Raw genomic sequence first — 21,463 nt, 5'->3', positions numbered from 1 at the left:
TTATTTTTTCCTTTTTTATAGCTGTGTGCAAAGATAGTATATCGGTTTCAGCAATGCACATTTGGAGATATTAAATATTTTTCTTGAGAAATTTAACTTTTTCTTTGCATTTGTAATTTCTTTGTTGTTATATTTACGGCTCTTAACGTCATATAAAAAAAATATTGCCTATAGCTGATCTTTACTTTTAACAAATAAACATTTAAACTAAGCAACCAAATCCATAGTTGTTTATTTTTTAAAAAAAAGTATTGATATGAAGCAAAGCATAAACTCTGATGCGTTTCTCGTAAACGCTTATATGAACGGTAATGAATCTGCACTTTGTGAGCTAATTAAGCGTCACAAACAACGAATCTACAGTTTTATTTATTCTAAAGTTTTTGATAGAGATGTCTCTGAAGACATTTTCCAAGATACTTTTATTAAGGTTATTAAAACTTTAAAAAGGGGAGCTTATAACGAAGAAGGAAAGTTTCTTCCGTGGGTTATGCGTATTGCCCATAATTTGGTGATAGATCATTTCAGGAAAAACAATCGCATGCCGAAATTTGAAAACAATACTGATTTCAATATATTTTCGGTGCTAAGCGACAATGCCCTCAATATTGAAAAGCAAATCATTAAAGGGCAGGTGGAAGATGATGTGCGCAGACTAATTCAGGAATTGCCAGATGACCAAAAAGAAGTGCTTATAATGCGAATTTATAAGGATATGAGCTTTAAAGAAATAAGCGAACAAACTGGCGTAAGTATTAATACTGCGCTAGGACGTATGCGCTATGCGCTCATTAATTTGCGCAAAGTGATTGATAAACACAATATTATATTAACTAATTAATACAATAAAGTAAATTTTGTTTCGTTATTTGGAAATAAAACCTCTAAATAATATTCTATGCAAAAATTTTACTCTAAAACCTCACGGGTGGACGACGTGAATAAAAATCTTGTTCCAAAAGAAGAAACTATAAAATTTCTTCTGGATTATTCGATGGCTTTAAGTGTTATAGATTACCATAAAATGAAGTTTGAAGCGCTTCTAAACTAAACTTTGGAGAAACCCCGGAATTAGCTTTTCGGGGTTTTTTACGTTCAAAAATGAATAATTCAGCTATATTAAACTCTTCATTCGCCACTTATTCATTTATCACTTTTTCTTTTTCCAATAATCTTCAATGACTGTTTTTCTGCCAATGGTTTTAGTGATTATATCCTTTTCTAAATCCCAGCCGCGCGCTGGAGAGTATTGTCTTCCGTACCAAATTATCTGTAAATGAAGCGAATTCCATAAATCTATTGGGAATAATCTTTTTGCATCTTTTTCGGTCTGCACTACATTTTTGCCATTTGTAAACCCCCAACGATACATTAATCGGTGTATGTGTGTATCTACCGGAAATGCAGGTATATTAAAGGCTTGGCTCATCACTACACTAGCGGTTTTGTGCCCAACAGCCGGAAAAGATTCCAAAGCTTCAAAATCTGCTGGAACAATTCCGTTGTATGTTTCAATCAACATTTCTGAAAGCCCGTGAATGCCTTTCGCTTTCATAGGCGAAAGACCAACAGGTTTTATAATTTCGCGTATTTCTTCCACAGTAAGCTTCACCATATCGTACGGGTTATCGGCTATTTCGAATAAAAGTGGTGTAATTTTATTCACCCGAACATCGGTACTTTGTGCAGAGAGCAATACGGCAATCAATAATGTATACGGGTCTTTATGGTCTAAAGGAATAGGGATTTGAGGATAAATGTTCTTTAACGTATTAATTACAAACGTAACCTTCTCTTGTTTGGTCATTTTAAGTACTTTTATACAAAAATAGGGATTATGACAACATTAATGGTAGGGGATAAGGCTCCAGATTTTAAAGTAAACGATCAAGACGGAAATAGTATATCTTCAACAGATTATAAAGGAAAAAAATGGGTAGTTTTTTTCTATCCAAAAGCCAGTACACCAGGTTGTACAACTGAAGCCTGCAATCTTCGCGATAATTACAAAGAACTTCAAAAAGAAGGATATGAGCTGCTTGGCGTAAGTGCCGATAGTGAAAAGCGCCAGAAAAACTTTAAAGAGAAATACGAGTTTCCTTTTCTGTTATTGGCTGATGAAAATAAAGAAGTAATTAATGGGTTTGGTGTTTGGGGACCGAAAAAATTCATGGGAAAAACGTATGACGGTATTCACAGAAAAACGTTTGTGATGGATGAAAACAGAATTATAACACGCGTTATAGACAAGGTAAAAACCAAAGACCACGCCGCCCAAATACTGGATTAGTTACTTATTTTTGCTGATTCCACTTTGCAATTGAAAAGTTTCTTTTCCTTAATAATTTCAGCAACACCAGGAGGTAGCATTTCTTCCCATCCTTCTTCGTGTTTTTCAATCTTTGATAATACTTCGCGCGAAAATATTTCCATGATTTCAGGATTGTAATCAGTAATATCAACCACTTTTCCGTTGTATTTAAAGAATTTGTACAATTCCTTCATACGTGGGTGTACTTTTAGATTTTCGCTATCTGTATATTCACCAGTTTCCGCATCTTTCATAGGGTAGAGGTACACTTTCAAATCTTTAAAGAATAACTTTCCAAAAGCTTCTAATATGCCTCCACTTAAATGACGATAGTATTTTTCGTCAAAGATATCTACCAAGTTATTTACGCCCATGGCAAGCCCCATGCGCATCTTAGTATATCTTGAGAAATATTCAACCAATTTATAATATTCCTGAAAATTCGAAATCATAACCGTATGGCCGAGGGAGCAAAGTAATTTTGCGCGATCCATAAAGTCTTCTTCATCAATTTCACCTTCGGCTCGAAGATTTGAAAGTGTAATTTCAAAAATAACTTCTGTTCTATCTTTTTCTACTCTGTTTTCAGCTAAAAACATTTCGTACGAACGCTCAAACATATCTATGTTTACTTTCGTAACAGGTCTAAAACTACCGCGAAGTGCCAAGATATTTTTCTTATAAAGAATTCTAGCCGGAAGAATATTATGCCCGTCCGGATCAAACATAACGGCATCGGTCATGCCATTTTTAATAAGTTGAAGACTCATTAATCTATTATCAACATTTTCAAAACGTGGTCCCGAAAAATTGATTGTATCTATTTCAATCTTGTCTTTGTCAATATGGTCATAGAGATAACGAAGCAATTTGTTAGGCTGATCGTATTTATAGTATGCGCCATAAATAAGATTTACACCTAAAGTTCCTAGCGTTATTTGCTGTAATTGCGCATCGTTTTCGTGAAAACGAATGTGCAAAGTAATTTCGTTATACGGTTCTTTTGGATCAATTTGATAGCGAACACCAACCCATCCATGACCTTTATATTTCTTTGCAAAATCTATGGTAGCTACCGTATTTGCGAATGAAAAGAATAATCTATTTGGGTGTTTGTCGCGGTTTATACGCTCTTCAATAAGTTGAAACTCGTGAGAGAGCATTTTCTGTAAACGAGATTCGGTTACATATCTTCCGTCCTCTTCAATTCCATAAATGGCATCGCTAAAATCCTTATCATAAGCAGACATGGTTTTAGCAATTGTTCCGGATGCGCCGCCAGCTCTAAAAAAATTACGCACTGTTTCCTGTCCTGCGCCAATTTCGGCAAAAGTGCCATAAATATTTTCGTTCAGGTTGATTCGTAAAGCCTTACTTTTTATAGAGGGAATGTTTTCAAATTCCTTATCTCCTATTATGGTTTCTGGCATAGCAGCGTTATATCTTTAATTAACAAAGGTAGCAAATACAATAGGTAAACAAAAAAAATACCAGTATTTTTGCGCCGATGACGCATAGATTCTTGTACATAAAAAATACTTCTAAATGCAGATTGATTATGTTGCCTCTGTCCAATAAAAAATTAATATTTTAGACAGATGAAATCAGAATTTAAAGTAACATTTCTCGGTACCGGAACTTCACAAGGCATACCCGTAATAGGCAGTAATCACCCAGTTTGTAAAAGCAATAATCCTAGGGATAAACGCTTAAGGGTATCGGTTTTATTGCGTTGGGATGATTTTACGTATGTAATAGATTGTGGTCCAGATTTTAGAGAGCAAATGTTGCGCGCAAATGTTTCGAGAGTGGACGGTATTTTACTAACGCACGAACACAGCGACCATACCGCCGGCCTCGATGATATTCGTCCGTTCAATTTTATGCAAGGCAATTTGCCATTTTATACGCATAAACGTGTTTTTAAATCATTGCACGAACGGTTTGCTTATATTTTTGAAACTGTAGATAAATATCCCGGTGCACCCAGTGTTGAAGAAATTGAAATCGACAAAGATTCATCTTTAATTTTAGGAGGGAAAAAGGTAGTTACTATTGAAGCATTTCACGACAAACTTCCGGTTTTAGGATTTCGAATTGAGGGTTTTACGTATTTAACAGATGTAAAAACTATTTCTGATGAAGAAATTGAAAAAATAAAAGGAACCAAAGTTCTAGTTGTAAATGCCCTTCGCGAAGAGCCACATTATTCACATTTCAATCTTTCGGAAGCGCTCGATTTTGTTGAAAAAGTTAAACCAGAAAAAACATATTTTACACATATTAGCCATTTAATGGGCTTTCACGAAGAAGTAGAAAAGAAACTTCCGAAGGACGTACACTTGGCTTATGACACACTTACGATACCTATTTGATTATGAGAAATAAAATATTTTTGTACCTGTTTCTGTTTTCTGTGCTTTTCATTATTTATCAATATATGAATGAAAAGAGCATTTTTGAATCACAAGATAATCGAATTGCACTTTTGGAGGAAAATCTCACGATAGCAAACGATTCTATCAAGACACTTCAGAATGACGTTGCAGATTTAAACTATTTCACCCTACTCGGTAACGACAACGCAATGACGTATTTTGAAAAAATGGGGTACGAAGCAGCCGATGTAGCGGCTAACGTTTCTGACCAAATTTACGATTTCAATTTACAAAAGGGAAACAATCCTTTAGTGCCATTTGACGGAATGGAGGGCGTTATGAAAATCAATAAGTTGAAATTCTTAAACCATAAATGGATCCTTGCAGATTTTACCGATGGCACATACTGGGGCGAAATGATTTTGGAATATCGCTTTAATGAAAAGAAAGATCTTGAATTAACTCCAATTGGTTCCTTTCTATATATAAATTGAGTTACGTTTCATTGATTATTGCTTTTCCAACCAACTCTTTAATTCGTAGAAATTCTGTGGCGCAACGCCATGGCCAACAGGAAATTCTGAATAAGCACAATCAATGTTCAAATTTTCAAGAAATGGCTTGGTTTTTCGAGCCCATTGCACTGGGATAACTTGATCTACATTTCCGTGCGAAGAATAAATATTAAGCTTGCTGAAATCATTTTCGGCATAACCTTCTTTTAATATTTCCTCGTTAATATACCCACTTAGTCCAATTACATTTTTTACTTTTTCAGGGTAACTTAATGCAACCGCAAAACCTAAGATAGTACCTTGGCTGAAACCTAGTAGCGTAACATCGTTACCGTTTACTTTATACTTCGCTACAACTTCATCAATACATTTCGAAACTAATTCGCGCGAAGCGATTGCTTGTTCATCGTCACTAAATTTTCCTTGCGTATCGTCAAAGAAGATGTTATACCAAGCATTTCCGTATGGTTCCAATCTTATTGGCGCCTTTAGAGAGATGACTGCGTATTTTTCCGGTAACTCGCTTGCAAATGAAAACAAGTCGTTTTCGTCGCTCCCAAAACCGTGAAGCATAATAATAACTGGCGGATTTTCCGAAGGGTTTTTGGCGGGTCTGTAATTGTGTTCTAAAAGTAATGTTTGTTTTTCCATAGCCTGCAAAAATAAACAAGACCTTTTAAACTGAAGATTTTTCAGTAGAAAAGGTCTCGTTAAAAGTTGGTTAAAATTATATTCCTTTAAACCATTCTTGAAATTGTTCGCCTAAAACCGGTACTGGTTTCATTTCGCCTTGTGCGGCACTTATCAGTCCAAGAAGCCAAAACACTAAAATTGCTACATTTACAATTGTTGAAAGAATCCAAATACTTAAAAATCCTGAAACAATTATTAAAATAGTACCCACACATAAAATTCCTAGCGATTGGCGCACGTGGAAGGTGCCTAACGCAGTTTTATTTCCATTGTTCATTACAAGAGCGATTATCCAGCCTATAAGTGTTATATAAGCGATGATAGCCACGGTTTTACCGTTGTCTATACTTGTTTCCATATCTTTAAAATTAGGTTAGTTATTATTTAAGATAAAGGTAACCAATACTTTAATCTAAAAAAGTAAACCATTCCTGAAATTTTTCGCTTAAAAACGGAATGCCTTTCCTAAGATTGAAAAAAGCCATTGCCCAAGATAATAACCACAGCGCAAGGCAGATGAGCCAAGCAATATCGCCTGCAGTTACGTCTATTTGTGACTGAACAATGAGTGAAACGATGAATAATAGCGTTAAACCAAACATGTTTTTTACATGCCAAGTAGCAAAATCGTGTTTTTCATCTCTATTAATGAAATATGCGATCATGAAACCAACAAAAGGTGCGTAGGCTACAAGAGCGAGAGATTTACCTGCGGGAGAAGTTTTCATTATGAATTAAGTACCAATTGATTGTTTGCAATTATTCCGTACGCTTTGCCTTTTAGCAATGTTCCTAAAAGTGCAGCGTTTTTTGAAGTTGAAATAATATCTTTTTCAGAAAACTTCCAACTTTCTTCGGGATTAAAAAGTGTTAGTTCTGCACGGTTTCCTTCTTCAATTTCTTCCGAAGAAATATGAAAAACCTTTTTTAAACCCGTTAGTGCTTTAACAGCAGCTTCCGTTTCTAAATGTAAATTCAATGCGCCGAAACAACCTTCCAAACCGATGCTTCCAAAGAAAGCATGTTCAAATTCTGTTTTTTTATGCTCCACATCAATTGGGTTGTGGTCGCTGGTAACACCGTCTATGGTGCCGTCTTTTAATCCTTTTAGCAATGCTTTGTTGTCTGCTTTTGTGCGCAAAGGCGGAAGAAGTTTATAATTAGTATCAAACTCCTCCAAAACATCGTCGGTAAGTACAAGGTTAAAAATTGAAACGCTACAACTCACGTTCAATCCTTTTTTCTTGGCATCTTTAATTAATTCAACCGATTTTTTAGTTGAAATAGTCGGGATGTGAAGTTTGCCGCCACTGTATTCTAAAATATACAAATCACGAATAATTTGAAGCTCTTCCGAAAGTGCTGGAATTCCTTTTAAACCCAGGCGGGTACTGTTCACTTCTTCATTTACCATTCCGTTGCGTGCAACAGATTTATCAAATGGGAACGATTGCACCAATCCGTCAAAATTCTGGGTGTATTGTAATGCTATTTTTAAAAGATTTGCATTGGCGATTGGGTGTTTATAGTCGTAAAATGAAACTGCACCCTCGTTTTGCATATCGTATAATTCGGCCAGATCAATTCCTTTACTGCCAACGGTTAACGCGCCAATAGGGTAGAGGCTTACCGCGTTATTTTCAGCTTTAGATTTTAGAAACTTAATATAGCCTTTACTATCGGTTACGGGAAAGCTGTTTGCATTTACCGCCACACTCGTAAAACCACTGTGAGCAGCTGTTTTTAAACCATTTTCAATGTTTTCACGCTCCTCAAAACCTGGTTCGCCAAAGGAAACACTACTGTCAAACCATCCTTGTGAAATATGAAGATTTTTGAGTGTAATTTCTTTTACTTTATCTGAAGAAGCTATCGTTGCTGCAATTTTTGAAATTTTACCATTTTCTATCAAAACATCCCGTTTCTTTAAATGATGCTTGCTGGAAGCATCAACAATGGTGGCGGATTTCAGTAATATCTTCATTTGTAGAATTTTAGAATAAGCATTTCAAAAACTAAAAAGAGCAATGCAAAAATAGCAAACCATTTCCAAAAACTGTTAATTGAATTTGCATCAGCAAAAGAATTAAAAAGTTCCTCCACAGAACTATAAACTTTCGCTCCGTCCCAGTCTTCGGGATTTAGGTACTGAAGTTGGCTTTCGCTGCGATTGTAATTATAGCTTATATTTTCCAAAAACTCGGCATCCTTCGTAATTTCAAAATTGCCAGCTTTATTAGGATCTTCGGTGGTGGTTAAAAGCACGTAATTAGCTTTTGTTTGCTGCAAGGGTATAAATTGTGCGGTACTGTCTTTAATCGTTAGAATTTCGTCGGGCCCTAATTTTACTGGAATTGCCATTGAGTTCTGTTTCCCAATAGTGTAATATAATCGTGGCAAAGATAAACTCTGCGAAGCCATATTGTAAATTGTAGGAACGACTAATGGCGAATTTTGAAAATTTGAGTTCTCCTTGTTGATTGCCGCAGTAAATAAATATGTTTTGTTATTTTGAATTAAAAACGGCTGATTGTCCTCAAAACTTATTGCAGGCGTGGCATTTGTTGAAATATCGAAAAACGAATTTACTTTTGGATATTGAAAATTTGCTACTTCTTTTTCAAAAACATCTTTAAACAATGGGTGTGAAAACACAATTTTGGTAATCTTTTTTTCCTGAATTTTTTCTTCCGAAAGCGATCCCAAAGCCATTGTTAACAGGAAGTTGTTATAACTGCCTAAATCTACTTGTGCTGAAGGAATAACCAAAATACTGCCGCCGTTGTCGCTAAACGACTTAAGCGCCGTTGTTAAGGACGCGGGAATTTCCTTTAGCTCGTTGAGTACAACAAAATTCTGATCGGGAATCTCGTTGTAGTTTATCGTTTTAAAAGTTTGCTGTGTAAATTCGAATTCTTCTTTTTCAAAAAGGCGTTGCAAAAAGTTGCCATTTGCTTCATTAATAGCCATAACCTTTATTTTGCCAGGTTTGTTGATGCTAAAAAATAAGCTATTGTCAAAAGTAAGATTAGGATCGTTAAGCTCTAGTTTACCAATAAATTCTTCAGAATTATCAATATCAAAAGTAACAGTGCCGCTTAAATTCTCTGAAAAATTTATAGCCGTTTTTGCGATGAGTTTTCCATTGTTGAAAAGTGAAATAGGAGTTTCGGTAATTTCGCTTCTTCCTTGAGTTTGCCCTATTTTTGAAACCTTCACTTTTAGTTGTGTGGTAGAAGTATTTTTTGAAGCGATAAAAACACTGTCAATTGCAATGTTGAAAATCTTCACTGGTTTTAACTGTACTGCGTCTACAATTAAATCTTCGGGTATGGGTGGAAAGGCTTCTTTTTGCTGAAAATCTGATAAGTAAACCAATCTTTTTGAAACTCCTTTTTCATTCGAAAAAAGCTGATTGGCTTTCAAAATTACTTGGTTCGGAGACAATTGATTTTGCGAATATTCAACTGATAGAACCTCGCTTTTAAAATCTTGTGCAGAAACATTCTTTCTGTCGGCATTATTTGTAAACCAACTTATTTTTTCAGTGCCATTAATTTTTTCAAATAAATCTTGCAATGCACGCTCCAGTATAGGGCCTTTGGCGCCTTTGGCTTGCATACTAAACGAATTGTCTATATAAACGACGGTTTCTTTATTAGTATTTAACGCAGATTTTGAAGCGGTAAAAGGTTGCGCAAAAGCTATAATAATAGCTGCCATCGCTAACAAACGCATTAGTAAAATAAGCCATTTTTTAAGCTGCGAACTTTTACGTGTTTGTATGGTTACTTTTTTAAGGAAAGCAACATTGGTAAAATCTACTTTTTGAAAACGCCGAAGTTGGAAAAGATGAATAAATATAGGGATGAGCAGCAGGAAAAGGGCGTAAAGAATTTCGGGGTGTTTAAACTGCATTCCTATAAATATTGCTCAAAGATAAAAAATGGAATGTAATAATAGCTATTTCTGCACAGTAAAGGTGAAGGTACTTCCTTTTCCAAGTTCAGATTCTAACGAAATAGTTCCTTCAAGCTTAGAAACCAAGCTTTTTACCGTAGCTAGTCCAATGCCCGTTCCTTCATTTCCGTGTCTATCTTTAATGCCTGTGGTTTTAAAAAGGTTGAAAATTTCTTCTTGAACACCAAAATCGATGCCCATGCCGTTGTCTTTTATTGTGAATTTATGAAAATTAGGTTCATCAAAATATTTTATAGATACTAGTCGTCTATCGTTTAAGTTGTATTTTAAACTATTGTCAATCAGGTTTAGAAAAATCTGGGTAAGTGCCGCTTTGTTCACATGTTTTAAAATACCTTCTTTGGGATATTCAAAAACTGTATCATCAGTAATTAAAATTTCTTGTAATTCTTCAAAGAGCTTACTAAGCTCTATATCCTGCTTTTGGGCTTCTAATAATTCATCAGATTTGTAAAAATTCAAAATACCATTAATGTAATTTTTGAGGGTCAATGAGGATTCTTCAATATAATTTAGGTACATTTTTGAATCTTCAGATTGGTCCTCGGTATTTTCTTCGCGAAGCATTCGTGTAAGCGAAGTAATGTTTGCCAAAGGCGATTTTAAATCATGAGATATTAGGTGCGCAAAATTGGTGAGTCTTTCATTTCTAGATTGCAATTCTTTTTGATATTCAATCAATTGTCTGTTATTCCGTCGAAGCTCAAAAAGATTTATTACTTGTTTTGCCAAAGATTTTAAAGAGGTAATCTGTATCTCGGTTAATTGCCGAGGTTTATGGTCGAAAATACACAGTGTACCTAATTTATAGCCGTTGTAAGTTATTAGAGGCACCCCAGCGTAGAATATAGCTTTAGACTCAGTAACTAATGGGTTGTCTTTAAAACGCTCATCTTTTGTGGCGTCTTCAACGATGAAAATTTCATCAGAATATAATATGGCATGGCTACAAAAGGAAATATTGCGCGGCGATTGATTAAAATCGAGACCCGTGTGCGATTTAAAAAAGTTTCGTTCTTTATCTAAAAGAGTAATTAATGAAATTGGTACCTCACATATTGCTGCTATAAGTTCAGTAATATTGTCATAATCGTTCTCCGAAAGTGTGTCGAGCAGATGATACCGGTTTAATTCGGCAATCCGTTGATCTTCATTTTGGGGGAGTTGAGGAGAAATCATAAAAAGTAAAACGTTGTTATTTATGGAAGGTAAATATAATCTGAAATGTGTTAGAGGTGGTACTTCTTTAACATAGCATATTGAAGCGGACTATCACAATAATTTCTTGACACTAAATTTAAATGTTGTGCCCAATCCTAAAGTAGAAGAAACTTCTATTTCGCCATCGAGTCTAGTTACTAATTTTTTTACAGTGGAAAGTCCAATACCATTTCCTTTTTTCCCATTTCTGTCTAAAGCACCGCTGGTAACGAATAATTCGAAAATCGTTTCGAGTTGACTATTGGGAATACCCATGCCATTATCAGCAATTTCGAAGTAATACATTCCTTCTTTTTCGGTGCAATTTATATCTATCTTTATTTTTTCTTTATCGTTGTATTTGAGGCTGTTAACTATAAGATTAAGTATAATTTGCTCAAGTGCAACTTTATTGGCCTGCATTTCAATATTCTCCTCGGGAAGGTTTATTTCGCAGTCTATGTTTATATTTAATAACTCTATTATTTCTTCTAAAAGATCTTGACTATCGAATTGCTCACTTCGCAAAGAAGCTGTTTTATCGCTTTCATAATGTTCTAAAAGATTAGTAATGTATTCGCTTAATGTAAATGAAGATTGTTTTATATACTCCAAATATTCCTTACCTTGATCGTCTAAAAGCTGGCCATATTTAGTGCGAAGCATGTCTGAGGTAATAATCATATTTGCTAGTGGCATTTTCATATCGTGCGAAACTACGCCGGCAAAATTCTTCAATTCCTCATTGCGCTCCCTCAATTCTAGCTGTACTGCTAATAGCGTTCTGTTACGCTTTCTTGCTTCAAACAAATTTACAACTTGATACGCCATAGCAGTTAGCGCGTCTATCTGCGATTTGCTAAGCGTTCTAGGTACAGTATCAAACACGCAAAGTGTGCCCAACGGATAACCATCAGGATTTACCAAACGAACCCCGGCATAAAAAATAGCGTTCATCTCTTTAACCAAAGGATTGTCCTTAAAACGGGGGTCTAATCTTGCGTCTTCTACAATAAAAATATTGCTTTCATCTAAAATGGCATGACCACAAAAGGAAGTATCTCTTGCTGATTCATTATAAGGTATTCCGTAGTGCGATTTTAAAAAATTTCGATCTGCATCAAGTAGCGTTACCAGTGAAATAGGCACGTTACAAATGTTCGCCGTTAAAGCGGTAATGTTGTCAAAATCTTTTTCTGGTAAAGTATCCAGTAATTGATAAGAACGAACAGCAGCTAAACGTTGCTGCTCATCAACGGGGAATTTTGGTTCAATCAAGGTTGTGTTTATTTTTTTAAGACCATCAAAAGGCTTGCCACTTAAGGATTAACTGTAAATGTACAACTTTTTATAAAGAATGGTTAAACAAAAATTATTTATGTGAAATGGATTAAAGTTTTACTCAAAAACGTTCAAAAACTTTCGAAAACACCTAAACCAAATAGCGCAAAATCATATTTAACTGGATCTGAAGCATCCATTTTTCGCAATGAAGTATCTAATTCCAACAACGCTTTTGCATCATTTTGTTTGCGATTCAAAAGTTTTAGTTTTCTTGCTACGTTGCCGCTGTGAACATCTAATGGACACGATAGTTGGGAAGGAGAAATACTTTTCCAAATTCCGAAATCGACACCAGCTTGGTCATTACGGACCATCCAACGCAAAAACATGTTTATACGTTTTGCTGCTGAATTTTTCAGAGGATCGCTCACGTGCTTCTGTGTTCTCGCCGCATGTGGCAATTCAAAAAAAGTTTTTTTGAAATTATGAATTGCAGGTTGCATCGACTTTTCTTCAGCATTTTTAGCAAAAACACTTTCCAGCCCACCGTGATTTTTATAGATATTTTGAAGTGCTTGCAAAAAATAAACAAGGTCTCCACTATTAAAAGTTCTGTGAACAAAATTTGAAAGCGAATCTGATTGCTCCTCCGAAAAGTTCATCACAAAATCATAGGGCGAATTGCCCATCATTTCAACCAACCGATGCCCGTTATTTATAATGCTTTTTCGGTTTCCCCAAGCTATGGTAGCCACTAAAAAACCTGCTATTTCTATATCTTCTTTTAAGCTGAAAAGATGTGGAATTTGAATAGGATCCGTTTCAATGAAATCTGGGTTATTGTAGACAATTACCTTTTCGTCGAGAAATTCTTTTAGTTGGATTTTATTCATTTTATAAATTCTCAGCCAAAAATGGATTACTGATTCTTGACTACTGTTTCACTATTTTCCCATCCTGCATAACCAATTTTCTATCGGCCATATTCGCAAGCTCTTCATTGTGTGTAACAATTACGAAGGTTTGCCCAAACTCATCTCGCAATTTAAAAAACAAGTTGTGCAAGTTTTCGGCACTTTCGGTATCGAGATTTCCGCTGGGCTCGTCGGCAAGAATTATTGCCGGATTATTTATTAGTGCTCGCGCCACTGCCACGCGCTGTTGTTCGCCACCCGAAAGTTCGTTGGGTTTATGGTCTTCGCGATGTGAAAGCCCTAAAAAAGAAAGTAATTCTTTCGCTTTTTTGATTGCTTCGTCTTTGGGTGTATTTTTAATAAATGCAGGAATGCATACATTTTCAAGAGCCGTAAATTCTGGAAGCAGCTGATGAAACTGAAAAATAAAACCTAAATTTTCATTTCTAAATTGCGCTAGTTTTTTCCCCGAAAGGGAGCCGATATTTACATTGTTTATGGTTAGTTTGCTTTTAGATTTGTCAAAAGCATCCAACGTTCCCAAAATTTGTAACAAAGTAGTTTTTCCTGCACCCGAAGCACCCACAATTGAAACGATTTCACTTTTTTTAATATGAAGATCAACGCCCTTCAAAACGTGAAGATTGTCGTAGTATTTATGAATATTTTGGGCTTCTATCATTGCAAAAATTTAAAGCGTGAAAGTACCATTTATAGTGCTATAATACAATCCAATCGATTATATTGTTTCTATTTCAAGTTAACTGTCTACTTTTGAAAACATATTATTAAATAGAACAATAAATGGCTTCTTATAAATATTTCGAAGAATACGAACAACCGGTAACCGATAGTTTAGTTGAAAGCTACAGTAATATTTTATCTACTATTGGTGAAGATATAAATCGCGAAGGAATTGTAAAAACTCCCGAACGCGCAGCAAAAGCAATGCAATTTTTAACTTCGGGCAATTGTCAAGATCCCGCAGAAATACTGAAAAGTGCAATGTTTGCTGAATCTTACCACGATATGGTAATTATTAAAGATATTGAGCTTTATTCGCTGTGTGAGCATCATATTTTACCTTTTTTCGGAAAAGCGCATATAGCATATATTCCCGATGGTTATATTGTTGGGCTCAGTAAAATACCTCGAGTGGTCGATGTTTTTGCACGTAGATTACAAGTTCAGGAGCGGCTAACCCACGATATCTTAGAATGCATCAATAACACTTTAAAACCGAAGGGAGTAGCGGTAGTTATAGAGGCTTCGCATATGTGTATGATGATGCGCGGAGTTCAAAAACAAAATAGCGTAACAACTACATCTGGATTTCGAGGACAATTTGAAGCTAGTGAAACACGAAGTGAATTTTTAAAGTTAATTAGTAACGATTTGTCTTAAATTTATGGAATGTTTTTTGCACTTTAGTAGTTGATTAAACACCGCATAAAATGAATTACGAAAAATATAAGTTACTCCGTCAAGGCATTATTTACGACGTAGTTGGGATGGCCACAATGGTAATTCCTGTAATAGGCCCATTTTTAGATTTAATATGGGCACCATTTGCGGCCCAAAAAATGTCTGAAATGTATAAAGGCGTCGAAGGAAAAGTTGCTTCTGCAATTGTATTTCTCGAAGAAATACTACCATTTACAGACGTGGTACCAACTTTTACACTTATGTGGATCTATACATTTGTTTGGAAAAAACAACCCACACGACGAACTATCAAAATACGAGTAAACGAATAAAAAAAAGCCCCAATTGGGGCTTTTTTTAAATTTCTACTTTTAAGTTTACATTTATACTTCTTCCAATATTAAAAATTCCATCTGGTTTAAAGCGCGATAAATGCGAGACATATTGTTTGTCTGTTAAATTAGTACCGTTCAAACCTATTTTGAACAAAACCTTTTGAAGTTGAAAACTGCTTTCAACGCCAGCACTTAATAGCGAATAACCGCCCGTTCTAGTTTCAAAATTGCTGACATTTTTTTGGTCGAAAGTGTTTTCAAGTGTAATAAATACAGAACTTGATTTTCTGCTAACACCATCTTTCAATTCTACACGAAATGTATTTCTAACCGAATTTGCAGGAATTAACGGTAAATAATCATCGTTGCTTAATTTGCCGGTTACGGTTTCAAAACTGCTTTCTAAATGCAACCAATCCAGCGGATGGGGGTGAAGGTGAAAACCTAATTCTCCGCCATAAAGCGCAGCATTGTCTTGTAAATAATCGAAAACCTGCGAGTCGTCAATAGTTTCATTAGTTGGCGATAGGAAAATATAATCATTCACCGCATTGTAAAAACCATTCGCGAAAAACTCAATATGTTCGTTTCTATATTCTAAAGCAACATCAACTTGAAAATTCTGTTCATTAGTCAAATCTACATTTCCGCGTTCATATCTATTTGTGCCTTCGTGAACTCCATTGGACGTTAGCTCTGCCAAGTTTGGTGCTCGGAAACCACTGGCAAGATTAACGCGTGCTGAAAAGTTTTCAATCACATCTAATTTTGCACCTAAAGCCGCCGTAAAATTTGTAAAGTTTTTGTTAAGTGCTGGAATGAAATCTGCATCGGCTCCATTGCGTGCGGCATCGCTTTCAATTTTTCGCGAGTCAAAACGTATTCCAGCCTGCAAATCCACTTTTTCCAGATGATAATGCGAAGTTGCCAAAACCCCAATATCTGTTGTATTTGCATCTGGAATTAAAATTTCTTCGCCTTCGTTTATATTACTTTGAAACATTCCCTGTAAACCAACAATAGTTTCAAAATTGCCCAATTGTGGTAGGTTATATTTAACATCGTAGTTTAGCGTGCTTAATTTAAGCCGAAGTGCCGCCACGTCCAGCGCATCTTCAAATTCGCGACGATCGTTAAACAAGTATCCTGCTTTCACATCCAAGCTAGAATTGTTGAAAAATAGCGTATTGTCAAAACTTAAAATGTGATTGTCAATTTCCTGAAAAGGAAGCTCTAAATCCTTTGAACGCGTTTGCTCGCCAACTTCCTCGGGAATACCTATGTTGGAACGATTGTAGTTATAGCGAAATGTCGACTTATATTTAGTACCAGAATACTGCAGTCCGGTTTTAAAATCCTTTTCATTAAAACGTGAATTAGTAACGCGGTAATCTGCACCTGTGTTGTAGTCGCTAAAAGTAGAGTAGGAGCCACGGGCTAAAAACTTCAGTTTTTCACCTGAGGTTTTAACACCAATATTTGATGAAGTTCCAAGCGTGTTTGAAAAATAGGTGCTGCTTAAATCGCCGTGGGTTTCTCCAGAATTGGCGAATTTTTCAGGATTTAAATATAACACTCCCCCCAGCGCATCGCTTCCGTATAAAAGTGATGCAGGGCCTTTAATAACCTCAACACTTTCTACTCCCGCTTCGTTAATGCCAAGCCCGTGTTCGTCTCCAAATTGTTGGTTTTCCAAACGCACACCCTGCGCATAAACTAATACGCGATTGGAACTCAAGCCACGAATAACTGGTTTTCCGATCCCCGTACCAGTGCTTATTATATTTACACCCGCAATGTTTTTTATTCCATCTGCAAGCGTAACCGCGCCCGAAGCGTTTAAATTTTCCATAGAAACGCGTTCCACTTTCATTACATTATCGCTTTGTAATTTATGGAAAGGTGTTGAGATTATTACCTCTTCCATTTCCACGGCGCTTTCTTGTAATTGAAGGTTTTCCGATACATTTTCATTGTTGGAAAAATTCATCCTTTTTGAAACCGTAGCAAAACCCATTGCAGAAAAAATTACGTTATAATTTCCGTCGGGTATATTGTTCAGAATATAGTTGCCATCAAAATCTGCAACCGTGCCTTTTTCAAGTTGGGGAATATAAACAGTTGCGGGTAATGGTTCGTTTGTGATTTTTGAAGTTAAAGTTCCTGTCAAGGAATTTTGTGAGCTCGCCGCCGTATATACAAATAATACCGCAAGCAAGCAGAGTAAGTTTTTCATGCTTTCTTGATTTAATAAATAATAATGATTTAAATAAAAGTCTAAAAATCAAGAAAGAGAAGGGGGACCTCGAAGGAAATAGTGGATAGAATTTAAACTTAATTCTGGAATTAAGTATTCAGTTTCAATTATATTATAACTGTGGAACACCACAAAAGCAGGAAGTTCTGTTGGCGTAAAATTAAATATTGAAAAGTGAAAATCACAAATAGAACAATCTAGTTGCTTTTCGTGAAGGTGTGTTGAAATCTCTGTACAAGCCTTGTGTTCGTGGTCTTCAAAGGTATGTACAATTTGCATCGCCGAGGGAAACAGCAGTGCCAACGAAAAGATCGTGGCTGCAAAAATTTGTATTATATTTTTTTTTAAAACGTTCATTTTTTAAATAAAAATCCTAATCCCATACTGCGGAGCATCTTTTTTTCAAAGTTCCAAAAAAAATGATATTGTCCAAATACCCATCCGAAAAAAACGAGAAGCACTTGATAAATTGGAAATATAATTAAAATTCTGAATGGCCAATAAATAAACCATCCCATTTCTCTTGTTATATCTAAAACACCTGTGATTGGTGATCCTAATTTAGCTGCGGAGCTTCCGGTAATAGCAAAAACCAGAAATACTATAAAAAGTTGTCCGTTGGTTTCGATATTCCAACGTTGTTTAAGTTTTTTCAATTTCTTCCTCCTATAAATTTTTGATTGTATTTTTCCTGAAAATACACAAAGTAGTTATACAAAAGGTAATTTACTTCGTATCCATAATCCACGCCCATATCGTAATTTATTCGCTCGGTATATAAATTACGCGAATTTTGATTTGGATTTAAAACGCGCGAATTATATTCTGAAACAAATTGTGTGTTTTTAGATTCCAATTTCGACTGTCCGTAAAAACCGCGTGGTGGCTGTGAAATAAGCCAAGAATCAAAACCTGGTTCTATAATTAAAATTTCGTATTCAAGGCTATCATTTGCAATGCGAATGGTGTCGTTAGCAGCAACTTCTGAAGTAGTGTTGCTATTAATTGTTTTGTTTCCGGTACCACAGCTGTATATTGTGATTGAAAGCGCTAATAATATTAAGAGGTTTTTCATCTGTTTAAAATTTTAAGATTCAGAAATACATCGGCTGCCTTCCTCATCAAAATGAATTTTTGCAAAGTTAAGAAATGTTAAATTAAGCCCGTTGTATTTAAGCTTCTATTAAAAAAAAGCCATCTCAATTTTAAAAGAGATGGCGATTTATATATACTATTCTATTCGAATTTTATTTCCCGAAAAGACCGCCTAGCATTCCAGCAATTCCGCCTTTCTTCTTATTTCCTCCCAGAACCATTCCAGCAATATCATCTATTACACTTCCATCGCCATCAGCATCTAATAATGTTTCAATAAGCGATCTGTCGTGATCCGTATTTTTACCTAAAACGGAGCCTAATAAATCTCCGATTCCATTTTCATCTACATTATCTTTTCTCTTTTGACTACCCAAAACACCCATTACAATAGGAGCTGCCATCTGAATTATCTTTGCTACCGAACTCGCATCTACACCGCTAACTTTACTAATGCCTTGTTGCACTTTTTGCTGATTTCCACCAAGCACATGATTTAAAATGCCGGCCCCATCTTTCATTAGATTTCCGTCAGCGCTTTTATTTTCTAATAAATCGCTCAACTGAGTTAAAATAGAGCCGTCGTGGCGACTGTCTTCTAAAGCATTATTTAAATTTTGAGCACCTTGCGGTGTTGCAGCATTTTTTTGCATTGCTCCCAGAATAACTGGTAACGCCATACTTAAAACGCTAGCAGTTTTTTCTGTAGATTGGCCTGTTTTGGCACTTGCAGCACCAATAAGCTGCTTGCCCATATCGCTGCTAAGAAGATCTAAAATAGAAGACATACTGTTGAATTTAAGTTAATTGAGATCCAATATAAAAAAAATAATTATGCTTTGGCCATTAAACTTATAATTTGTTCTGCAAGTTCTATTCCTATTCTGTCTTGAGCTTCGTCTGTTGCTGCACCAATATGTGGTGTAAGTGAAATAGCATCATTCATAAGCACTTTAATAGACGGGGTTGGTTCGTTTTCAAAAACATCGAGTGCCGCAAAAGAAACTTTACCTTCTTCAATAGCTTGTAAAAGTGCTTTTTCATTTAATATTCCACCGCGGGCTGTATTAACGATTCCTACGCCATCCTTCATTTTACTTATTTCTTCTTTTCCTATTAAATATCCAGATTGAGAAGGAACATGAAGACTTATAAAATCGCTGTGTTTTATAAGTTTATCGATAGGAGCGGTTTTTACTTTTAACGTTACTTCTTGTCCGTCATAAAAAGATAATGTAATATCTGCTTCGCCAACTTTTTGGTCACTTGCAATTACTTTCATTCCGCAACCCAAAGCTATTTTAGCCACTTCGCGACCGATTCTTCCAAATCCAATAATACCAAGCGTTTTACCGCGAAGTTCACGACCACCGCCGTAATTTTTCTTTAATTGATTAAATTTTGTATCACCATCTAAAGGCATATTCCTGTTAGAATCGTGAAGAAAACGAACACCGCTAAACAAGTGTGCAAACACCAATTCTGCAACAGAACCAGAAGAAGCTGCAGGTGTATTAATTACTTCTAGGCCTTTCTTTACTGCATATTCTACATCTATATTATCCATTCCAACCCCGCCGCGGCCAATAATTTTTAATGTCGGACAGTTGTCAATTATATCTTTTCTAACTTTTGTTGCGCTACGTACTAAAAGCACTTCAACTTTGTGTTCATTGATGTAATTCTGAAGTTGCTCCTGTGCTACGTGAACCGTTAACACTTCAAAATCTGCTTTTTCCAAAGCATCGATTCCACTTTTTGAAATTCCATCGTTTGCTAATACTTTCATATCTTTTATAACCTATTATTATTTTTTCTTGAGTTGTATTTTATAAATTGACTTTTACGCCCCCTTTTCAACTGCTTGCATTACATCTACCAAAACTTGCACACTTTCTAACGGAAGTGCATTATACATAGATGCGCGGTAACCACCAACACTGCGATGGCCATTCAAACCGTTTATTCCGGCTTGTTTAAGAAGATCATCAAATGTTGCTTTTAACTCATCATTTTTTAAGTTGAAGGTGGCATTCATTTTAGAGCGGTCTTCGTTGTTCGCTACATAACCTTGAAAAAGCGGATTCTTGTCAATCTCGCCATAAAGTAGTGCTGCTTTTTGATTGTTAATTTTTTCAATTGCTGAAATTCCACCCAAATCTTTTAACCATTGCATAGTAAGCATAGAAACATAAACAGGAAAAACAGGAGGCGTATTATACATACTTTCTTTATCAATATGCACTTGATATTTCAGCATAGAAGGAATAGCGCGCGTAACTTTACCAAGAATATCTTCTTTTATAACCACAAGTGTTGTTCCTGCTGGGCCCATGTTTTTCTGTGCCCCAGCATAAATTAAACTGAATTTTGAAAAGTCTAGCTGACGCGAAAAAATATCGCTACTCATATCGCAAATCAACGGAATTTCAGTTTCTGGAAACTCCTGCATTTGCGTACCGAAGATTGTATTATTGCTCGTGCAATGAAAATAATCAGCATCTTTTGGAATGCTATAATTTTTAGGAATAAAGTTGAAGTTCTCACTTTTTGAAGTAGCAACTTCAACTACTTCACCCATCATTTTAGCTTCTTTAATTGCTTTGTCGCTCCAAGTTCCTGTATTTAAATAAGCTGCTTTATTTTCTAATAAATTGTATGCCGCCATCAAAAACTGAAGACTTGCGCCACCTTGTAAAAACAAAGCTTGATACCCTTTATTTTGAAGTCCTAAGTGCTCCAAGGCTAAACTTCGTGCGGTATCCATAACCTCAACAAAATCTTTGCTGCGGTGCGAGATTTCAATCAAAGAAAGATCTAAATTATTGAAGTTTAAAATTGCATCAGCAGATTTTTGTAATACCGTTTGTGGCAAAATGCAGGGTCCTGCACTAAAATTATGTTTTTTCATTGGTGTTATTTGAGTGTTAAAACTAGGTGCATTTAAAACGCAATCTTATATTACTAATTGATGAATTATGACGCATAAACTGTAAATAGCACAGTAATTCACTGACTATTAATAGATGCTTTTCTTTTTAAAAGTTTCGAATTTATAATTCGAAGCAATTTTTT

The 21,463-nt window shown here is 35.5% G+C and carries 25 protein-coding genes; 7 read left to right on the top strand and 18 right to left on the bottom strand.

The genetic code is table 11. The annotated features are described in order from the left end of the window. The first annotated feature begins 256 nt into the window (after window positions 1-256). Both AC3RVF_RS06320 and AC3RVF_RS06315 read left to right on the top strand, forming a co-directional pair. A complete protein-coding gene (locus AC3RVF_RS06320; protein ID WP_489689784.1) occupies window positions 257-841 on the top strand; it encodes an RNA polymerase sigma factor in 585 nt (194 codons plus the stop codon). A gap of 57 nt (window positions 842-898) precedes the next feature. Continuing rightward, window positions 899-1,051, top strand: a complete 153-nt coding sequence (locus tag AC3RVF_RS06315) for a hypothetical protein (protein ID WP_181566797.1) — start codon at window positions 899-901, stop codon at window positions 1,049-1,051. A gap of 99 nt (window positions 1,052-1,150) precedes the next feature. On the opposite strand, the gene AC3RVF_RS06310 is transcribed toward AC3RVF_RS06315, so the two are convergent. Beyond that, on the bottom strand, window positions 1,151-1,807 hold the full coding sequence (locus AC3RVF_RS06310) for an endonuclease III domain-containing protein (protein ID WP_489689785.1): 657 nt from the start codon (window positions 1,805-1,807) through the stop codon (window positions 1,151-1,153). Between the two features lie 30 nt (window positions 1,808-1,837). Here AC3RVF_RS06310 and bcp point away from each other — a divergent pair, with 30 nt between their 5' ends. Continuing rightward, window positions 1,838-2,290 (top strand): thioredoxin-dependent thiol peroxidase, encoded by a 453-nt coding sequence (gene bcp, locus AC3RVF_RS06305; protein WP_489689786.1) that lies wholly within the window; start codon window positions 1,838-1,840, stop codon window positions 2,288-2,290. Here bcp and AC3RVF_RS06300 read toward each other — a convergent pair. After that, the gene (locus AC3RVF_RS06300; RefSeq protein WP_489689787.1) at window positions 2,287-3,741 is read right to left on the bottom strand and encodes a nucleotidyl transferase family protein; all 1,455 of its coding nucleotides are present in this window, start codon (window positions 3,739-3,741) and stop codon (window positions 2,287-2,289) included. The genes bcp and AC3RVF_RS06300 overlap by 4 nt on opposite strands. A gap of 168 nt (window positions 3,742-3,909) precedes the next feature. On the opposite strand from AC3RVF_RS06300, the gene AC3RVF_RS06295 reads away from it, so the two are divergent. Next, entirely contained in the window at window positions 3,910-4,686 is a 777-nt protein-coding gene (locus AC3RVF_RS06295; protein WP_489689788.1) for an MBL fold metallo-hydrolase, read from the top strand. A 2-nt stretch (window positions 4,687-4,688) separates the two neighbouring features. Beyond that, the gene (locus AC3RVF_RS06290; RefSeq protein ID WP_489689789.1) at window positions 4,689-5,183 is read left to right on the top strand and encodes a hypothetical protein; all 495 of its coding nucleotides are present in this window, start codon (window positions 4,689-4,691) and stop codon (window positions 5,181-5,183) included. 15 nt (window positions 5,184-5,198) lie between these two features. On the opposite strand, the gene AC3RVF_RS06285 is transcribed toward AC3RVF_RS06290, so the two are convergent. The 9 genes from AC3RVF_RS06285 to AC3RVF_RS06245 all read right to left on the bottom strand — a co-directional run bounded on the left by AC3RVF_RS06285 (window position 5,199) and on the right by AC3RVF_RS06245 (window position 13,958). Next, a complete protein-coding gene (locus tag AC3RVF_RS06285) occupies window positions 5,199-5,855 on the bottom strand; it encodes an alpha/beta hydrolase (protein ID WP_489689790.1) in 657 nt (218 codons plus the stop codon). A gap of 76 nt (window positions 5,856-5,931) precedes the next feature. After that, the gene (locus AC3RVF_RS06280; protein ID WP_489689791.1) at window positions 5,932-6,255 is read right to left on the bottom strand and encodes a DUF4870 domain-containing protein; all 324 of its coding nucleotides are present in this window, start codon (window positions 6,253-6,255) and stop codon (window positions 5,932-5,934) included. Window positions 6,256-6,304: 49 nt separating this feature from the next. After that, a complete protein-coding gene (locus AC3RVF_RS06275; RefSeq protein ID WP_489689792.1) occupies window positions 6,305-6,625 on the bottom strand; it encodes a hypothetical protein in 321 nt (106 codons plus the stop codon). Then, window positions 6,625-7,881 (bottom strand): dihydroorotase, encoded by a 1,257-nt coding sequence (locus tag AC3RVF_RS06270; protein ID WP_489689793.1) that lies wholly within the window; start codon window positions 7,879-7,881, stop codon window positions 6,625-6,627. Before AC3RVF_RS06270 ends, AC3RVF_RS06275 begins: the two co-directional genes overlap by 1 nt. Beyond that, window positions 7,878-9,815 carry a BatA domain-containing protein gene (locus AC3RVF_RS06265; protein WP_489689794.1) on the bottom strand — a complete coding sequence of 646 codons (1,938 nt, stop codon included), beginning with the start codon at window positions 9,813-9,815 and terminating at the stop codon, window positions 7,878-7,880. Before AC3RVF_RS06265 ends, AC3RVF_RS06270 begins: the two co-directional genes overlap by 4 nt. A gap of 45 nt (window positions 9,816-9,860) precedes the next feature. Next, a complete protein-coding gene (locus tag AC3RVF_RS06260) occupies window positions 9,861-11,057 on the bottom strand; it encodes a sensor histidine kinase (protein WP_489689795.1) in 1,197 nt (398 codons plus the stop codon). Window positions 11,058-11,150: 93 nt separating this feature from the next. Further along, complete coding sequence (locus AC3RVF_RS06255) at window positions 11,151-12,356, bottom strand: sensor histidine kinase (protein ID WP_489689796.1); 1,206 nt, start codon at window positions 12,354-12,356, stop codon at window positions 11,151-11,153. Between the two features lie 134 nt (window positions 12,357-12,490). Next, entirely contained in the window at window positions 12,491-13,255 is a 765-nt protein-coding gene (locus AC3RVF_RS06250; protein WP_489689797.1) for a TIGR02757 family protein, read from the bottom strand. Between the two features lie 40 nt (window positions 13,256-13,295). Continuing rightward, complete coding sequence (locus tag AC3RVF_RS06245; RefSeq protein ID WP_489689798.1) at window positions 13,296-13,958, bottom strand: ABC transporter ATP-binding protein; 663 nt, start codon at window positions 13,956-13,958, stop codon at window positions 13,296-13,298. Between the two features lie 122 nt (window positions 13,959-14,080). Here AC3RVF_RS06245 and folE point away from each other — a divergent pair, with 122 nt between their 5' ends. Then, complete coding sequence (gene folE / locus AC3RVF_RS06240) at window positions 14,081-14,680, top strand: GTP cyclohydrolase I FolE (RefSeq protein WP_489693007.1); 600 nt, start codon at window positions 14,081-14,083, stop codon at window positions 14,678-14,680. Between the two features lie 50 nt (window positions 14,681-14,730). Further along, the gene (locus tag AC3RVF_RS06235; RefSeq protein ID WP_489689800.1) at window positions 14,731-15,033 is read left to right on the top strand and encodes a hypothetical protein; all 303 of its coding nucleotides are present in this window, start codon (window positions 14,731-14,733) and stop codon (window positions 15,031-15,033) included. Window positions 15,034-15,058: 25 nt separating this feature from the next. Here the strand turns inward: AC3RVF_RS06235 and AC3RVF_RS06230 are convergent, their stop codons facing one another. From AC3RVF_RS06230 to serC, 7 genes are all read right to left on the bottom strand, one after another. Continuing rightward, the gene (locus AC3RVF_RS06230) at window positions 15,059-17,272 is read right to left on the bottom strand and encodes a TonB-dependent receptor (RefSeq protein ID WP_489693006.1); all 2,214 of its coding nucleotides are present in this window, start codon (window positions 17,270-17,272) and stop codon (window positions 15,059-15,061) included. Window positions 17,273-17,320: 48 nt separating this feature from the next. Further along, window positions 17,321-17,650, bottom strand: coding sequence for a hypothetical protein (locus tag AC3RVF_RS06225; RefSeq protein WP_489689802.1), 330 nt, complete (start codon window positions 17,648-17,650; stop codon window positions 17,321-17,323). Then, window positions 17,647-17,949 carry a DUF6787 family protein gene (locus AC3RVF_RS06220; protein WP_489693005.1) on the bottom strand — a complete coding sequence of 101 codons (303 nt, stop codon included), beginning with the start codon at window positions 17,947-17,949 and terminating at the stop codon, window positions 17,647-17,649. Before AC3RVF_RS06220 ends, AC3RVF_RS06225 begins: the two co-directional genes overlap by 4 nt. After that, window positions 17,946-18,368: a DUF6146 family protein gene (locus tag AC3RVF_RS06215; protein WP_489689804.1), complete on the bottom strand. Its 423-nt coding sequence runs from the start codon at window positions 18,366-18,368 to the stop codon at window positions 17,946-17,948. The genes AC3RVF_RS06220 and AC3RVF_RS06215 overlap by 4 nt, the downstream gene beginning before the upstream one ends. 172 nt (window positions 18,369-18,540) lie before the next feature. Then, a complete protein-coding gene (locus AC3RVF_RS06210) occupies window positions 18,541-19,176 on the bottom strand; it encodes a DUF937 domain-containing protein (protein WP_489693004.1) in 636 nt (211 codons plus the stop codon). A 44-nt stretch (window positions 19,177-19,220) separates the two neighbouring features. Then, window positions 19,221-20,177, bottom strand: a complete 957-nt coding sequence (locus AC3RVF_RS06205; protein WP_489693003.1) for a D-2-hydroxyacid dehydrogenase — start codon at window positions 20,175-20,177, stop codon at window positions 19,221-19,223. Window positions 20,178-20,231: 54 nt separating this feature from the next. After that, window positions 20,232-21,299 (bottom strand): 3-phosphoserine/phosphohydroxythreonine transaminase, encoded by a 1,068-nt coding sequence (gene serC, locus AC3RVF_RS06200; RefSeq protein WP_489693002.1) that lies wholly within the window; start codon window positions 21,297-21,299, stop codon window positions 20,232-20,234. Between the last annotated feature and the right edge of the window lie 164 nt (window positions 21,300-21,463).

It is taken from the genome of Aequorivita sp. IT1183 (genome assembly GCF_058068265.1).
This window is presented reverse-complemented; position numbering and strand designations above follow the sequence as displayed.